Raw genomic sequence first — 15,920 nt, forward strand, 5'->3', positions numbered from 1 at the left:
AACAAATTTTATTTATATGCATTTAAAGATAAAAAGCCCGCTCAGCATGGGCGGGCTTCTGTGCTTATAAGCCCTGAAGCTTCAAGCGGTTGGCGTGCTGGCGGTAGAGTGCGACAGGGTCCTGTGCAAACAGGCCTGTTAAGCCAAACATCATATTGGCTAAGTCGGTATGGTTCAGCTTGTAGTCATCGCGGATCACTTGACCGATGTACGCGCTGCAGCGCGATACCATGCCGTCATTGTCCTTATTGCCGTAAGATAGCGGCCCTAACTGCATCAGGATGGTGTCAATATCCAGCAAGTTGGTGGTTTGCGCTACGCCCGTCCAAGAGTAGTAGCGCACGCCTTTCGAATCGACTGAATTTAAGTTCTTGCTGCAGTTCTCAGAAGAAGCCAAAACGCCGGCGGCAACGGCAGATTTTGCGACAGTTGCATTGAAGGCGGCAGATCCTGTTTGTGACAGTGATTTCATGGAGGCATCAAAATCAATGCCCAGCTCAGGCTTGGATTGCGCCAAGGCAATCAATGGCCCAATAATATAGTCGCCTAAAATATTGAAAGAGGATTTAGTCAGTTTGTTGCCTTGAATATCATCGGCTACTTTAGAACCGTGATAGGTGCCCGCGACCCCGGTAATTGATGCCAGATACTGCGGCTTAGTCGCGGCAACATAAAGCACCGTCGGGCCGCCATGCGAGTGGCCGATCAGATTTACTTTGTCTTTGCCGGTAATGGCCAGCACATCTTCAACTTGGGTAATCAGCTGTTCTCCGCGGTATGCTGTGGTGTTCGCCGGTGAAAGCTGGGCAGCGAAGACGGTTGAGCCGTTGCGCGCCATATCCGGCAAAATTTGATACCAGTAGTCAATATTGAAACTGTCATTGCCGATACGGGACCAGCCTAACCAGCCGTGAACCATTAAAATCGGATACTTGGTTTTCGCATAGTCAGATTTAGCTGTTTCTTTGACTTGCAAAACGCTTGGAGCCGCCTGCGCGCCTGCCGATAATCCTATCGCTAAGCCCGCCATGATGCCTAAAGAGGCCATTTTGGCTTTTGTTGTGAAAGTACGCATATGCATTCCTTTGTTTGGAGTTGTTGTTATTGCTGTTTTTAATAATGTGTAGCAAATTGCGTGCAGCAAGCTCTCTAATGCATCTTGAAAAGGATATTCAAAAGGTGTTGCGCAGAACATCCGGGTTGTTATTTTTAGAGAGTGAAGATAAAGCAGATGCCACGCTATTTTTTCATGAAATTTGATTTATTCCATGTCATTTGGGGTCTCAAAATGTCCATAAATGTCATCTATTTGCTATACATTTGTCCTGAAAAGCTAAGAAAAGCAGGGAGATTGACCTTCTTTTTCCGTTTTATTGAAGAAAAACAGAAACAAAGAATATTGTGCGGCGCTAAGGCATGCCGAAAATAAAAAAAGGATGCATGTGCATCCTTAGATTTCATCCAGGTGTTTTGCCGCTGCGCTATTCGCTATAAGGCAATTTATCGCCCTGATCATGTGCAGTTTCAAAAGTGTTGACACGAAGCTGTTCCTCTTTGCTGCTGAAATGCTGCGCGCGTAACTGCTGTACCGCTTTTTGCTTTGCATCGTCGCTCAGGCCGCTTTTCAGAATGCTGTCGCGTTCGGATAAATAGCTGTTGACGGTATTCTGCCAGTCAGCGCGCTGCGTATCTAGGGTTTCTAAACGCTGTGTTGCTTCCGGGCCCACTAAATTCATGCGCATTTGATGAATTTCTTCGGCTGAACCGCCGCGCGCTTTTATGTCAGCTGTCAGTTTATGCAGATCTTCCAGCTTATTCATCTGTTCCAGATTTTCTTTCCAGTCCTCTGGCAATTCATCAAACAATGCTTTCAGTTTTTGAGCCTTTTCCGCTTCACTTAGCTTTTTGTCATTGATCACGTCCATCCGTTTCAGGGTGTATACGTGATAAGTATTTTCAGTGCCAAAAAGGCCTTCAATTTCATAATCCGAAAAGAACTGCTTTCGCAAGTTTTGTGTACTGTTGTAAATCGAACGGTAGTATTGCGGATCATCCTGACTGAGGCTAGGCGCCTGCAGGCTGCCTAAACGCTCACGGTAATCCATATAGCGGTTCCATAAATCTAAAATTTGCGTTAGAGAAGGCTCTTTATAGTTTTGCGTGATGTAGGCTTTAAAATCTTTTTTGATTTGCTCAATGGTTTTTTCGCCGTACTGGGTAATGAAATATTCAAAACAGTCGCGGGTGCGCTCATTCACCATCAAACGGCTGGACGCGTCCAAATTCATTTGGCAGTTGATTTCAGTATCTTGCTGGCTCGGGCTGAAATAAGGCAAGCCGTTCGGACTGCGCGCCTGCGCCTGAGGCGTACCGCTGCTATCGGCAGCAGGGGGCTGACTGGCGTTTTGTGTGGCTGATGCTTGACCATCATTCGGTATAAGCCAAAAAATAAATGCGCCGACGGCAAGAATAATAGCGCCTGCTATGATCCATAGTTTGTGTTTCTGCATATCCCATGCACCTTTTATCCGTTTTATTTGTTTTATAAATTACGCAATGGAGCTGAATATGCCACAGCTTCAGCAGAAAATCACAGAAAAGTTGTAAATATTCGGTTACCATGGCGAAGATTATTCTCGCTTGTTTTTCTCATGAAATCATCTTCCGCTAAAATTCAGCGCCGCCATATCAGCGGTGTTTTTTTGCTTAATAAACCTTTGGGCATCAGTTCCAATGCCGCTTTGCAGAAAGTGCGCTGGCTCTACCGCGCGCAAAAAGCTGGGCATACTGGCGCGCTTGATCCGCTGGCTTCTGGTTTATTGCCGATTTGCTTGGGGGAGGCGACCAAGTTCTCGCATTATTTGCTGGACTCTGTAAAGCGCTATCAAACTACCATATTTTTAGGCCACAGCACGACGACTGGCGATGTGGAAGGGGAACGCTTGCTTGAGAAGGCGGTACCGCCGCTGACAGAAGAATTCATTCAGCAGGTTTTGGCGCAGTTTGTTGGGGATATTCAGCAGGTGCCGCCGATGTATTCGGCCCTGAAAAAAGAAGGCCGTCCGCTGTATGAGCTGGCGCGCAAAGGCATTGAAATTGAACGGGAAGCGCGTCCGATTACGATTGAGGCTATTCAGCTGTTGTCTTTCACAGAGAACAGCATCAGTTTAGATGTAACCTGTTCAAAAGGCACTTATATCCGGGTTTTAGGCGAAGATATTGCCAAAGCTCTAGGCACGTATGGCCATTTGACTTATCTGCACCGCATTAAAACGGGGCATTTTGAACTGATTCCCAGCTATACCATCGAATATTTAGAAACATTGACCGAAACAGAGCGTGAGGCCCTGCTGCTGCCTGTGTATTCTCCCATTGATCATTTTCCAAAAGTGCAGGTGCCGGAAGGCCGCGCGGAATATTTCAGCCGAGGCATGGAAAGCAATATTGAACATGAAGCGGTATCCGAAGCGCTGGTTTTTGATGGTGAAAAATGCCTTGGTTTGGCGGAAATCACCGAGCGCAAGCGCTTAGTGCCAAAACGCGTATTAAACCTCTAAACCTATTTTTAAATAACTGATTTAAGGCAAAAATTGTGGAAATTGAAATTATCTTAAGCCTGCTGTTTTTTGCTTTTTTTGCCGGCGCGATAGACGCTGCGGTCGGCGGCGGCGGGCTGATTCAAATTCCAGCAATTATGAATGCCATGCCGCAGCTGTCTCCTGCAACGGTTTTCGGCACCAATAAGCTGTCCTCTATTTTTGGAACTGCATCGGCATCCTATTCTTTTTTACGCCAAGTAAAATTGCGCTGGAAATTGCTGGCGGTGATTGCCAGCTGTGCTTTTATCGCTTCCTTTGCCGGTGCAGCCTGCGTGTCGATGGTACCGAAAGAAGTGCTGCGGCCCTTTGTGCTGGTGATGCTGATCGTAATCGCCATTTATACGTTGATGAAGAAGCAGTTTGGCCAAGTGCATATCCGTCAGGAGCTGACGCCCAAGATTCTGCTGCTGGCGGCAGTGGGCAGCCTCGCCATTGGCTTTTATGACGGCATCTTTGGGCCGGGTACGGGCAGTTTCTTTATTTTCTTTTTCATCCGCTATTTAAAAGCCGATTTTTTGCATGCATCTGCGCTGTCTAAAATTGCCAATTTAACCACGAACCTTGCCGCTTTGAGCTTTTTTGCACCGACAGGGCATGTGCTGTTTGCTGTGGGCGGCATGATGGCGGTGGCGAATATTTGCGGTTCAATCGTTGGGGTGAAGGCTGCGCTGAAATACGGCAGCGGTTTTATCCGGATTCTATTTTTGGTTTTGGTCAGTGTACTGATTGTGCGCTTGGGCTATCAGACCATTACGGGACAATCCTGAACAAAATTTAAGGCAGGCGCCAGAAGAAGCATCTGGCTGCCGAAATGCGTTCACTGAGCTGAACATGAATGATTTACTTATATTCATGACGTTGCGGCGCTTTGATCTTTAGAAGATTTCAGCGTAACGCCGATGGACGCAATCATCACGCAGAACAGCGCTGCCCACTGCAGCAGGCCAATTTGTTCACCCAGCAGCACCAGTCCTGTCAGCGCTGCCAGCGCCGGCGAAAGGCTGGATAATGTACCGTAGCTGAGTTTATTCAGCTGTTTTAAGGCTTTTAAGTCCAAAGCATAGGGGATAGCCGTTGCTAAAATGGCAATGGCCAGCGCTTTGCCCCAATATTGGGTTTCCAGCAACGTAGGCGCATTGCGGTATAGGCCAATGGGCAGCAGGGTCAGTGCAGATAGTGTGATGGCAATCGTCAAGGCATGCATGCCGATATTTTGATGCACGACCTTTTGTCCAAAATAAATATAAAAGGCCCAGCACAATCCTGCACCCAGCGCGCAAGCTGCACCTGTGACAGAAAAATCGGCGCCTGCGGTTTGCCCCCAAGGCACCATCAAGGCGATGCCGGCAATGGCCAATAAGACCCATATATAATCGCTGCGCCGCTGAATAGACAGCAGGGCCAGACCCAAGGGACCGATAAATTCCAGACCGACTGCAATGCCTTGCGGCAGCTTTCCGAGCGACATATAGAATAAAACATTCATGATGCAAAGCGCCACGCTGTAGCAGAGTAAATCACGCCATTTTAAAAACGGCAGCCGCTTTAGAATGCGCCAAGACCGGAACATCAAACAGACAATAACCGCAGCAAAGCATAAGCGCAGAATGGTGACGCTCAGCGGGTCCAATACAGTAAACAGCTGTTTGGCAAATGAGGCGCTGATTTGATACGACACCATCGATAAAATCATATACAGCACTGCAAGATATTGGGCGTTTGGCATAAAAATTCAGCAGCTGGGTTGGAAGGAGCAGGTTGCTGGATTATAGAGCAATTGGTGCATGAAAAGATGCAAGATGGTACAGGCAGTGCTGGGCAGTTCATGTGAATAATATTGTTCGTTTGAACATAATATAAATAAAATCAATAATATGATGCTTATTTATCCAGCACTTCTGAATTAAGAGAAATAATAATGAAATTACAACAACAGCTGCACGCCGTATTGGTTGCGTGCGTTTTGGGAGTCCCGCTTGTGGGCTGTGGTTCTGGCTCTGGTGATGATGCTTCAGCAAATGAAGTATCTACTGAAAAAGCAGTGACGGCATTGGTCCAAACCTCAACAGGATCGAACATTACTGGCGCTGAGATCAGTATTTTGGGGCAAAGTTTTGTCACTGATGCTTCTGGTAATGCACAATTTAATGTGAAGATTCCTCAGTCTGCAAAAACCGTTGTGGTGAGTTTTAAAAAAACGGGTTTTATTACACAGGCTGTTGAGTTGAACGTGGAAGAACTGGCACAGTTATCTGCAAACCTATTGCCGATCAAACAAACATTAACTGTCGCTGCAATTGAAGACGCCCAAGTGATTCAGGCTGCATTTCTGAATGCCCAAATCAGTATTCCTGCGGGGGCATTTGTATTGCCGAACGGTCAGCCTGCTACAGGAGCAGTCAAAGTTGAGTTTACCCCTTGGGATATTCAAAGCAGTGATTTGAATGCCATGCCAGCCAATGGTGTGGCGGTAGATTCCAAAGGTAATCCTGCGATTTTAATTAGTGCAGGCATGATGACGGCAACATTTACCAATGCCGCTGGTCAAAAGCTGCAGCTGAAGCAAGGCGTGACAGCTGATATTCAAATGGACTTGCCGCTCAATAGCATCAATAACCAAGCCATGACGGTGGGCACCAGTATTCCAATGTGGTATTTCGATGTGGCCAAAGGCAAATGGGTTGAAGAAGGAACTCCTGGAACCGTTGTCGCTTCTCCGCTTTCTGCTACGGGCTTGGCTGTTCAAGCCACCGTCAGCCATTTCTCAACCTGGAACTGGGATTTTAAATTTGAAAATCCAGGTTCAGTGAATGTGAAATGTAAATCAGCCAATAACTATGTGCCTTGCCATATTACTGCGGCAGTGGAACTCAAAGATGGTTCAGGTTTAACCAAAACCAACTCGATTCCTGCTGAAGGTGTGGATATTGTAAATATGCCAACTGAAGGCACAATTCATTGGACAGCGAAAGATACGACAGGCACACTCATTGGCTCTGTGACGTCGCAATTGCCGAATGATAAAAATGTGGTGATTGATTTAGGCATCCCCGCAACCAATAACAAAGTACAATGCACGCTTGAAGATGGTTCAGCAGTCGAATGCAGCGGTGAGTTCACCACTCTAGTTGGCGTAGAATATAAAGCAGCTGAATTTACGGCGCCAAAAGAAGGCGTCCGTGTATTAACGGGCTTAAAGTCCAACAATGATAAACTGGTTTGGTCAGCGCAAACGGCAATTGCCCTTGAGGGGGATCAATGGGTGCGATATGTTGGCGCAGCTGTTTCTACAAGTAAATCGGATGTGAAAATTGTACTGAAAGACAAAGAGGTCGTGGCATCGGACAAGGGCTTAAGCTTCTATGTGCAGTGTACATCTGGTGATGATTACAACACAGGCAATCTAAATATCAATAATCCAGATTTGATCGGCAAGCCTTGTGAAATCGAGGTCAGCCTATGGATGGCGGACAGCAATGATTCATCTGAGCATAAACTGCATTTCAATACGGTTTATGGTGAGCAAAAACTCATCCGTTTACCAAACCAATATGCAGGTTTTAATTGGATGGACGAAGGCAAGATCAACAGTTTATATCTTCAAGGCCGTATGCTTCAGGGCACATACTGCGGCTCTAGAGGTAGAGAGGGTTTTAAGCGTTCTGAGCAGCCATTGATCATGATTTCTTTATGGGGCGGCAATACACCAGTCGACAATGATGGCTACTTTTGTAACGTGCCAACTTAAAGCAGCATTTGAATAGCAGCAAAAAACCGCGTTTTGCTTGAGAGCGAAACGCGGTTTTTTATTTCATTTAGAAATTTAATTGGCGGCGGAGGACTACTTTCTTTGCTTGGCCTGTTGCGTCGTCACTGTGCAGCCAATTGAAGCAGCAATAATCACCGCCAGCGCCAGCCATTGTGTCCACAGCAGCTGTTCACCTAAAAAGACAAAGCCCGACAGCGCCGCAATCGCAGGCTCTACACTCATCAGTGTGCCAAAACTCAGCGCGGATAAATTTCTGAGCGCGATCATCTCCAAGGTAAAAGGGAGCGCGCTGGCCAGTATTGCAAGAGCGATAAAATAAATAAGATTGGAAGGCTCAAATACAGACGCTGGCATCCCTGTAAACAGTGCGATGGGCAACAGACAGAGCATGCCGACAAACATCCCTAAGCATACGGTATGGTTGCCAGAGAGACCAGAAGGCCGCTGACCTGCCACAATATACAGCGCCCAGCAAGCGCCTGCACCCAGTGCAAAGGCAATGCCGATTGGATCTAAGGGCTGTGAAGCCTGATCAAAAGGGAAGAGCAGCGCCAAGCCTAAAACCGCCAGTCCGACCCAAATAAAGTCAAATTTCTGCCGTGCATAAAACAGCGCGACACTGAGCGGGCCAATAAATTCAAATGAGACCGCAATGCCCAGCGGCAAGCGGTTAATCGATAAATAAAACAGCGCGTTCATGCCAGCTAACGCCACGCCGTAGCTGATGATGGCTTTCCAGCGCACCTGTTTGAAATTGGCCTGCCAAATCCTAAAAATCACGGCCAAAATAAGGGAACCCAGCAAAAGGCGCAAGCTGGACACAGTCAAAACTGGAAATTGATTAAACAGGATTTTGGCCAGAGAACCGCTGCTTTGCATGCTGATCATTGCAATCAGCAGCAGGAACAGCGCTTGCACATGGGGCGTATTTTTTAAATTCGGCATGTGCTTACTATACTAAATTGGGTTCGATTTCTCGAGGAGCGGGAGAGTAAAGCTGAAGCTTAAAAATAAAAAAAGCCACAGGCCGCAGCCTATGGCTTTATGTGCAATTGAATTAGAACAATACGCGGACGCGGATTGTGCCTTCAACTTCGTGCAAGGTATCTAAAGCTTCTTGAGATGCAGTAGCGTCTACATCCATCACTAAGTAACCTACATCTCCTTTAGTCATTAATGACTGGCCAGAAATGTTGATGCCGTGTTCAGCAAACAGGTTGTTGATTTTTGACAGCACGCCTGGAATGTTTTTGTGAATATGCAGTAAACGGTGTTTGCCTTCAGTCAATGGAAGCGCAATTTCCGGGAAGTTCACTGCAGATAAAGTCATGCCTTTATCTGAATAAGCCACAAATTTTTCTGCCACTTCTAGACCGATGTTCGCTTGCGCTTCCATAGTTGAACCGCCGACGTGAGGAGTTAAAATCACGTTTGGCAAGTTGCGCAGCGCAGAAACAAATTCTTCACCGTTGGCTTTAGGCTCTTTCGGGAATACATCAACTGCTGCGCCGGCAATATGGCCAGATTTGATGGCATCCGCAAGGTCATCAATCAGAACGCAAGTGCCGCGCGCCGCATTGATGAAGATTGAACCTTCTTTCATTTGCGCAAACTGTTCTTTGCCCATGAAGTTGCGTGTAGAAGGAACATCCGGAACGTGGATAGACACGACGTCAGCATTGGCAAGCAATTCGCCCATAGAGCCGACTTGACGCGCATTGCCTAAAGGCAGTTTTGTTACCGCATCATAGTAAATCACTTGCATGCCCAGGCTTTCAGCCAGAACTGAAAGCTGAGAGCCGATTGAACCGTAACCGACAATCCCTAAAATTTTACCGCGTGTTTCGAATGAACCAACTGCAGATTTGTTCCAGCCGCCCGCATGTGTATCTGTTGATTTTTCAGGCACACGGCGCAGCAGCAGGATTGCTTCAGCAAGCACCAATTCAGCCACCGAACGGGTATTTGAATACGGCGCGTTAAAAACTGGAATACCGCGAATCATCGCTGCATTCAAGTTCACTTGGTTGGTGCCGATACAGAAACAGCCCACAGCAATCAGTTTGTTCGCCGCTTCAAACACTTCTTCAGTGAGTTGAGTGCGCGAACGGATACCGATGAAGTGCGCATCTTTTACCGCTTCTTTCAGCGCGTCGCCTTCCAGCGCTGTTTTACGGTAATCGATGTTGGTGTATCCGGCAGCATTTAAAGTGTCGATGGCGTTTTGGTGAACGCCCTCTAACAACAAGAAACGAATTTTATCTTTAGGCAGTGAAAGATGTTGGCTCATTACGGCTCCGCTACAAAGGCCAAATTTAGTGGCGGTATAATAGCATAGGACAATGCGGGATATACATTTCCTTTATGACCGCTGTGTGAGGTATTTTGACAAATTATGTGACCGTTATTGCCGCGCGCGTTCTAAATAAGCCTGTAATTTCAAAGGCGTCATTGTAAAAACAGGTTTTTCTGCGGGTTTTGCTGAAAAATGCCTTATAATGTGCGCACGTGAAAAACGGATCTGATTTCTGTTTCTTTTCTGCTCACGTCTGCCTCATCTGGTGCTGGCGCCATGCTGTGCACAACTGAATGATTTATAGGCTATTTACAACTTGTTTACTTCTTGCAAGGTCTGAAAACGATGAATGCTCCAGTCGCTTTAACCCCAGAGTTATTAACCCAATTGACCGCTATTGTCGGCGAAAACCGCATTAAAACTGATGCAGACAGTCTCGAAAATTGGGGACGTGACCATACCAAGCACTTCGACCCAAACCCGTCGGTCATCGTTTTTCCATCATCGACCGAGCAAGTGCAAGCAATTGTAAAACTGGCGAACCAATTTAATGTGGCCATCACGCCATCTGGCGGCCGTACAGGCTTATCTGCCGGCGCAGTCGCAGCCAATGGCGAAATCGTGGTGAGCATGGACAAGATGAACCAGATTCTTGAGTTCTTCCCAGCAGACCGCATGGTTCGCGTGCAGGCGGGTTTGGTGACTGAACAGCTGCAGAACTATGCTTCCGATCAGGGCATGTACTACCCGGTTGATTTTGCATCAGCAGGTTCATCGCAGATTGGCGGCAACATAGGCACCAATGCCGGCGGCATTAAAGTGATTAAATACGGCATGACCCGCAACTGGGTGCTGGGCTTAACCGTGGTGACCGGTAAAGGTGATGTGTTGCGTTTGAATAAAGGCATGATCAAAAATGCGACCGGTTATGCGCTGCAGCATTTGTTCATTGGCGGTGAAGGCACCTTAGGCTTGGTGACGGAAGCTGAAATTAAGCTTGAGCGCCAGCCGCAAGACCTGCAAGTGATGGTGTTGGGTGTACCTGACTTTGATGCTGTGATGCCTGTACTGCACGCCTTCCAAGCTAAAATTGACCTGACTGCATTTGAGTTCTTTGGTGAGCTTGCCATGCAAAAAGTGCTGGACAATGGCCATGTGCAGCGTCCATTTGAAACAGAATGCCCATTTTATGTATTGCTGGAGTTTGAAGCGCCGTTTGAGCCGATTATGGACAAGGCGATGGAAATTTTTGAGCACTGCATGGAACAAGGCTGGGTTCTTGATGGTGTGATGAGCCAAAGCCTAGAGCAAGTGCACAGCTTATGGCGCTTGCGTGAAGATATTTCTGAGTCGATTGCGCCGTTTACGCCGTACAAGAATGATATTTCAGTGCTGATTACGCATGTTCCTGCATTTATTCAGGAAATTGATGCAATTGTGGCGCAGAACTACCCTGATTTCGAAATCTGCTGGTTTGGCCATATCGGTGACGGCAACCTGCATTTAAATATTTTGAAACCTGCGGATTTAAGCAAAGACGAATTCTTTGATAAATGCAAAGTGGTGAATAAATACGTATTTGACATCGTGAAAAAATACGATGGCTCAATTTCTGCAGAGCATGGCGTGGGCATGACCAAAAAGCCGTATTTGGGCTATACCCGTTCAGCGGAAGAAATTGAATACATGAAAGCGCTGAAAAAAGTGTTTGACCCGCAAGGTATTATGAACCCAGGCAAATTATTCGATCTTTAATTGTTAAGATAGAGCGGAAAAGCGCATCGGATGATGCGCTTTTTTTATGGCTGTAAAATGGCTTACATTTGTGAAATAGTATTTTTTAAATAAAAACGGCATCATGAGTTGGAAATTTTAAGTTGGGGTCAGAATTATGTTTCGAATATTGGCAGCATCTGCATTGTGTGTCGGGATTCTTTCGGGGTGTGCGACCACACAGAAAATTGTGCATAAAGTTGGAAATACAGATACGCCGCTGGCGCAAGTGCTGAAAGAGCGTTCAGATTTACGCAAAGAATTGTCGACGGTCGAAATCCGTCAGTACTTTAACAGTGTTGAATCGCCAACGGCGGCAGAAGTGAAAGTGACTGAAACGGGATTAATGGATGATTCTGTACGTTCAGTCCGCACGATTTACCGTTTTAAACATGTAGAAGGTGATTGGGAACGTACCAGTACACAAAAAGAATATCAGTGTGCGCGCGGTAAAAATACCAAGACTTTCCAGGCTGCGAAATGTCCTTAATCAATCTTTGATTTATGGTTGAAATTTAGGCTGTAATGCCTCATAAAAAGCGTATCGGTGGATGCGCTTTTTTGTATTTGGGGAATAACAATAAATGAATATTTTGATTGTCGGAAACGGTTTTGATTTGTCGCACTATTTGCCGACGAAGTATGATCATTTTATGGATGTGATGAGAGCAATCGAGGAAAAAGATACAGGGCAAAAAATCAAGGATTTATCAATTTATAAGGTTGATGAATGGATGGAAAAAATAGATAAAATGCTTGAGAAAAGAACTGATTGGGAGTTTCCTGATTATGCAATGAGTTTTGATGCACTTTTTTCTAAAACAAGAGAATTCAATTTTATTGAGAAAACGAAAGAATTTTATTTAACTGAAAACATTAAAATATCAACAAAAGATGTTTTGAAATTACAATGTCGTTTAGAGTTAAATCGTTGGTATCAATATTTTAAAAAGCATGTAAAAGAAGTAAAAACTTGGATTGATTTTGAATTAAAAATCGAGGAAGTCATATTTAGCTTTGCTCAGGCAATTCCATTTATTGAACAGCAAAATAGAAACTCATCAAACTCTTTTAGTATGAGTGAGTGGGAGAAAGACGTAGGTAAAAAGAATACTATAATTTTGGAAAGTTTTAATATTTTTGAAATAAAGGGGCAAAGAAATGGATTTAATAAACAATTTTGTTATGGAAGAAATGATAGTCATGGAATGAATTCAGTATTATTTTTATCATTTGCATATGAACAGTTAGAAGAATTTATAAAAATTTTTGATTTGTATTTAGAGTTGATCGTATCGCAGTTAACAGCTAATTGCTTACTTGGAATAGATTCAAAGGATTGGGTTTATCCTGATAAAATTTTTTCATTTAATTATACGAATACATTTCAGCGTATTTATGATTTAGTAGACGTTGAATATCTACATGGAGGTCATGGTCAGTATCAAAATATTGTTTTAGGTATTTCTGATATTGAAGATGATGGCTTAAAAAAAATTAAAGCATTTGGGTTTACCAAATACCATCAAAAATTGTTTAAAGATACTGATTACCTATTTTTGGATTCATATAAAGAAAAATAAAATTAAATAAGAAAGAAACTGAATCTTTGAATAAACAACTGATGGCACCAATGGGGGAGCCTTATATAAGGGCTTTGCAAGCAGAAATTAAAGAAAAAACCTTAGCACAAGGTTTAGAGCTCAATTTTTATATTTGGGGACACTCATTAGATGTTTCTGATAAGGATTACATTATTGATTTGTTTAGCTTAAATGATGATATAGATCGAAATGTAAGAGTTATCGTTTACCATTTTAATAAGACAGCAAAATTTGATTTGTTAAACAACTTATTAGCCATTTTAGGAAAAGACAAAGTCGAGCAATGGATGAAAAATAAATGGCTGGCTTTTAAACCTAATCCTGAAATTAAATTTGGTGAAACTGCAAATGTAAGATTGGATCAGGTGTCCTAAAACTGCGATACTGAAACCTGCTTAGCCTATCGAATCTGCCAGTCGGTTAGGCTAAGCTCAAAACATCAAATAATGCTTAAAAACAATATGAAAACCCTTGCCTTTATTCACACTGAAACTGCACGCTCTGCCGTAGGTGACTTTGCTCCAGTCACCTCGATTTTTTCCCACTATGAATTGGGCAATACCGTTTCACCCTTTTTATTGCTTGACCATATAGGCCCCAGCACATTAGAACCCAGCGCATTGCGCAAAGGCGTTGATGAACACCCGCACCGCGGTTTTGAAACTGTCACCATTATACTGAAAGGTGAACTAGAACACCGTGACTCTACGGGCGGCGGCGGAATCATTTCTGCAGGCGATGTGCAATGGATGACGGCTGCTTCTGGAGTCATTCATAAAGAAGTGTTCAGCGAAGCTTTTTCTCAAACCGGCGGGCCCTTTGAAATGCTGCAGCTGTGGGTCAACTTGCCGGCCAAAGACAAAATGAATCCGCCGCGCTACCAAAGCCTAGACAACGCCAGCATCCCCAAAGTGGATTTAGCCCATGCTGCAGGCTATGTCCGTGTGATTGCAGGGGAATACCAAGAGCAAACTGGCCCCGCGCAAACCCATACCCCTATGCAGGTTTACGATATATTCCTGCGCAAAGGCCACACGCTTCAGCTGCCTGCGCAAGAGGGCGACACCACGCTGATTTATATGCGTTCCGGCCGAGCCGCTTTTCAGGCAGAAGATCAAGAGTTAGAAGATCAAGGCATGGCGGTCATGTCGAGCCGCGGTGAACAGGTTGAACTGACTGCCCAGCGGGACTGCGCAATTTTATATTTAAGCGCTGCTCCATTAAACGAGCCGATTTATGGGCGGGGCTATTTTGTGATGAATCATTTTGATGAAATATTGCAGGCCTACGAAGACCTGAAAAATAATCAGTTCATTCAGCCTTGACGGATGACGGCTTAACAAAAGTTACAATACAAGAAGAGCAAACACTGCTAAAATACAGAAACTTAAACCTGCGGGTGTACAGGCTTAAGTTTTCATTTTTTCACCCTGAATTTTTATTTCTTTTAAGCGTCCTGTGAATACGGCGCGAAACATTGCGGATCTCCCGCGATCTCCACATTTTAATTATTTATTACAGTGCTTGCATTGGGCTGACGTGTCTCTCCCCGAAAATAGGCCAAGTCCAATCCTGTACGCATCCTATATGTAGATAACAATGCAAAACGTACATACTGAAAAGTTAAGCCGTGCCACCTTAATGTTCCCATTGGCGCTGGTTTTATTTGAATTTTCCGTCTATATCGGCAACGATTTAGTCCAGCCCGCGATGCTCGCCATTACCCAAGATTTTGGCGTAAGCAGCTCTTGGGCGCCATCGTCCATGTCCTTTTATCTGCTGGGCGGCGCTTGTGTTGCGGCTGTTTTAGGCCCGCTGTCCGACCGTCTGGGCCGGAAAAAAGTGCTGCTGGGCGGCGTGGCATTTTTTACCCTGTGCTGTTTAGCTATTTTGCTGACTCATAGCATTGAAAGCTTTTTAACCCTGCGTTTTTTGCAGGGCTTTGGCTTGTCGGTCATTTCCGCTGTGGGCTATGCGGCCATTCAGGAAACCTTTGAAGAGCGTGATGCTATTAAAGTGATGGCGCTGATGGCGAATATTTCCCTGCTGGCGCCTTTGCTGGGGCCGGTGCTGGGCGCATTTCTCATTGATCATGTGTCATGGCATTGGGGCTTTATCGGCATTGCCTTGCTGTCTTTTTTAAGCTGGTTTGGCCTGAAAGCCAAAATGCCGAAACAGCAGCGCAGCATGCCTAAGCAGCCAATAGGCTATATTTTAGATGACTTCAAACAGGTCTTTAAAAATAAGCGCTTTTTGGGCCTGACTTTAGGCTTGCCGATGGTCGCGATGCCGCTGATGCTGTGGATTGCGCTGTCTCCAGTCATGCTGGTCGAAGAGCTGGGGCTCAGCAGCATGCAATATGGCTTGGCGCAGTTTCCTGTGCTGGGCGGGCTGATTGCCGGCAATATCGTGCTGATTAAAATCATCGACAAGCTGCCTTTAGGCAAAACCGTCTTGATTGGCTTGCCGCTGATGCTGATCGGCACGGCTGCCGTACTGTTGGGGAGCATTTTCCCGCAATACTTTTTATATAGCGCTATTTTAGGCATGACGCTGGTCAGTTTTGGCGAAGGCATCAGTTTTTCAGTTCTGTACCGCTTTGCCTTAATGTCTTCCGAAGTCTCAAAAGGCACCGTTGCGGCTGCCGTTTCCGTGCTGATGATGTTCTGCTTCTTTATCGTGATTGAACTGGTGCGTGTGCTGTATGAACACTTCCATATTTGGGCATACGGGGTGTCATGCTTTGCCCTTATTGCACTGTGGTTCAGTTTCCCGCGCGGTGTATTGAACAGCGTCTTGCAGCAAAGAAAGGCGGAAGGGGAGTTTTAACACCCGTCATAAAAAAATCCCTCAAGCAATGAGGGATTTTTTTATTGGAT

The 15,920-nt window shown here is 45.3% G+C and carries 14 protein-coding genes; 9 read left to right on the forward strand and 5 right to left on the reverse strand.

Annotated features, from left to right (window positions below):
* Positions 1–64 precede the first annotated feature (64 nt).
* Both JZ784_RS12930 and JZ784_RS12935 read right to left on the reverse strand, forming a co-directional pair.
* Positions 65–1,075: a triacylglycerol lipase gene (locus tag JZ784_RS12930; protein ID WP_346315144.1), complete on the reverse strand. Its 1,011-nt coding sequence runs from the start codon at positions 1,073–1,075 to the stop codon at positions 65–67.
* Positions 1,076–1,481: 406 nt separating this feature from the next.
* Complete coding sequence (locus JZ784_RS12935) at positions 1,482–2,510, reverse strand: lipase secretion chaperone (protein ID WP_346315145.1); 1,029 nt, start codon at positions 2,508–2,510, stop codon at positions 1,482–1,484.
* Positions 2,511–2,651: 141 nt separating this feature from the next.
* Between JZ784_RS12935 and truB the strand changes: the two genes are divergently transcribed.
* Together truB and JZ784_RS12945 are read left to right on the forward strand one after the other, a co-directional pair.
* Positions 2,652–3,557: a tRNA pseudouridine(55) synthase TruB gene (gene truB / locus JZ784_RS12940; protein WP_346315146.1), complete on the forward strand. Its 906-nt coding sequence runs from the start codon at positions 2,652–2,654 to the stop codon at positions 3,555–3,557.
* 35 nt (positions 3,558–3,592) lie between these two features.
* Positions 3,593–4,366 carry a TSUP family transporter gene (locus JZ784_RS12945; protein ID WP_219190597.1) on the forward strand — a complete coding sequence of 258 codons (774 nt, stop codon included), beginning with the start codon at positions 3,593–3,595 and terminating at the stop codon, positions 4,364–4,366.
* A gap of 83 nt (positions 4,367–4,449) precedes the next feature.
* Here JZ784_RS12945 and JZ784_RS12950 read toward each other — a convergent pair whose 3' ends face one another.
* A complete protein-coding gene (locus JZ784_RS12950; protein WP_346315147.1) occupies positions 4,450–5,325 on the reverse strand; it encodes an EamA family transporter in 876 nt (291 codons plus the stop codon).
* 192 nt (positions 5,326–5,517) lie between these two features.
* Here JZ784_RS12950 and JZ784_RS12955 point away from each other — a divergent pair, with 192 nt between their 5' ends.
* Positions 5,518–7,347, forward strand: coding sequence for a hypothetical protein (locus JZ784_RS12955; protein ID WP_346315148.1), 1,830 nt, complete (start codon positions 5,518–5,520; stop codon positions 7,345–7,347).
* 93 nt (positions 7,348–7,440) lie between these two features.
* Here the strand turns inward: JZ784_RS12955 and JZ784_RS12960 are convergent, their stop codons facing one another.
* Both JZ784_RS12960 and serA read right to left on the reverse strand, forming a co-directional pair.
* Positions 7,441–8,313, reverse strand: a complete 873-nt coding sequence (locus JZ784_RS12960) for an EamA family transporter (RefSeq protein WP_346315149.1) — start codon at positions 8,311–8,313, stop codon at positions 7,441–7,443.
* A 112-nt stretch (positions 8,314–8,425) separates the two neighbouring features.
* Positions 8,426–9,658 (reverse strand): phosphoglycerate dehydrogenase, encoded by a 1,233-nt coding sequence (gene serA, locus JZ784_RS12965; RefSeq protein WP_005013123.1) that lies wholly within the window; start codon positions 9,656–9,658, stop codon positions 8,426–8,428.
* A gap of 351 nt (positions 9,659–10,009) precedes the next feature.
* Between serA and JZ784_RS12970 the strand changes: the two genes are divergently transcribed.
* The 6 genes from JZ784_RS12970 to JZ784_RS12995 all read left to right on the forward strand — a co-directional run bounded on the left by JZ784_RS12970 (position 10,010) and on the right by JZ784_RS12995 (position 15,870).
* The gene (locus tag JZ784_RS12970) at positions 10,010–11,419 is read left to right on the forward strand and encodes an FAD-binding oxidoreductase (RefSeq protein ID WP_346315150.1); all 1,410 of its coding nucleotides are present in this window, start codon (positions 10,010–10,012) and stop codon (positions 11,417–11,419) included.
* 136 nt (positions 11,420–11,555) lie between these two features.
* Positions 11,556–11,927 (forward strand): hypothetical protein, encoded by a 372-nt coding sequence (locus tag JZ784_RS12975; RefSeq protein WP_346315151.1) that lies wholly within the window; start codon positions 11,556–11,558, stop codon positions 11,925–11,927.
* A 94-nt stretch (positions 11,928–12,021) separates the two neighbouring features.
* The gene (locus JZ784_RS12980; RefSeq protein ID WP_346315152.1) at positions 12,022–13,020 is read left to right on the forward strand and encodes an AbiH family protein; all 999 of its coding nucleotides are present in this window, start codon (positions 12,022–12,024) and stop codon (positions 13,018–13,020) included.
* Positions 13,021–13,046: 26 nt separating this feature from the next.
* On the forward strand, positions 13,047–13,415 hold the full coding sequence (locus tag JZ784_RS12985; RefSeq protein WP_346315153.1) for a hypothetical protein: 369 nt from the start codon (positions 13,047–13,049) through the stop codon (positions 13,413–13,415).
* Between the two features lie 87 nt (positions 13,416–13,502).
* The gene (locus JZ784_RS12990; protein WP_346315222.1) at positions 13,503–14,366 is read left to right on the forward strand and encodes a pirin family protein; all 864 of its coding nucleotides are present in this window, start codon (positions 13,503–13,505) and stop codon (positions 14,364–14,366) included.
* A gap of 274 nt (positions 14,367–14,640) precedes the next feature.
* A complete protein-coding gene (locus tag JZ784_RS12995; RefSeq protein ID WP_346315154.1) occupies positions 14,641–15,870 on the forward strand; it encodes an MFS transporter in 1,230 nt (409 codons plus the stop codon).
* Positions 15,871–15,920 lie beyond the last annotated feature (50 nt).

Source organism: Acinetobacter sp. CWB-B33, from assembly GCF_039655955.1.
GTDB lineage: Bacteria > Pseudomonadota > Gammaproteobacteria > Pseudomonadales > Moraxellaceae > Acinetobacter > Acinetobacter bouvetii.

Excerpts from the sequence above, each read along its gene's own strand:
- JZ784_RS12975 (WP_346315151.1), top strand. The coding sequence starts at position 11,556 with ATGTTTCGAATATTGGCAGCATCTGCATTGTGTGTCGGGATTCTTTCG.
- JZ784_RS12955 (WP_346315148.1), top strand. The coding sequence starts at position 5,518 with ATGAAATTACAACAACAGCTGCACGCCGTATTGGTTGCGTGCGTTTTG.
- truB (WP_346315146.1), top strand. The coding sequence starts at position 2,652 with ATGAAATCATCTTCCGCTAAAATTCAGCGCCGCCATATCAGCGGTGTT.
- JZ784_RS12990 (WP_346315222.1), top strand. The coding sequence starts at position 13,503 with ATGAAAACCCTTGCCTTTATTCACACTGAAACTGCACGCTCTGCCGTA.
- JZ784_RS12995 (WP_346315154.1), top strand. The coding sequence starts at position 14,641 with ATGCAAAACGTACATACTGAAAAGTTAAGCCGTGCCACCTTAATGTTC.
- JZ784_RS12970 (WP_346315150.1), top strand. The coding sequence starts at position 10,010 with ATGAATGCTCCAGTCGCTTTAACCCCAGAGTTATTAACCCAATTGACC.
- serA (WP_005013123.1), bottom strand. The coding sequence starts at position 9,658 with ATGAGCCAACATCTTTCACTGCCTAAAGATAAAATTCGTTTCTTGTTG.
- JZ784_RS12930 (WP_346315144.1), bottom strand. The coding sequence starts at position 1,075 with ATGCGTACTTTCACAACAAAAGCCAAAATGGCCTCTTTAGGCATCATG.
- JZ784_RS12950 (WP_346315147.1), bottom strand. The coding sequence starts at position 5,325 with ATGCCAAACGCCCAATATCTTGCAGTGCTGTATATGATTTTATCGATG.
- JZ784_RS12960 (WP_346315149.1), bottom strand. The coding sequence starts at position 8,313 with ATGCCGAATTTAAAAAATACGCCCCATGTGCAAGCGCTGTTCCTGCTG.
- JZ784_RS12935 (WP_346315145.1), bottom strand. The coding sequence starts at position 2,510 with ATGCAGAAACACAAACTATGGATCATAGCAGGCGCTATTATTCTTGCC.
- JZ784_RS12980 (WP_346315152.1), top strand. The coding sequence starts at position 12,022 with ATGAATATTTTGATTGTCGGAAACGGTTTTGATTTGTCGCACTATTTG.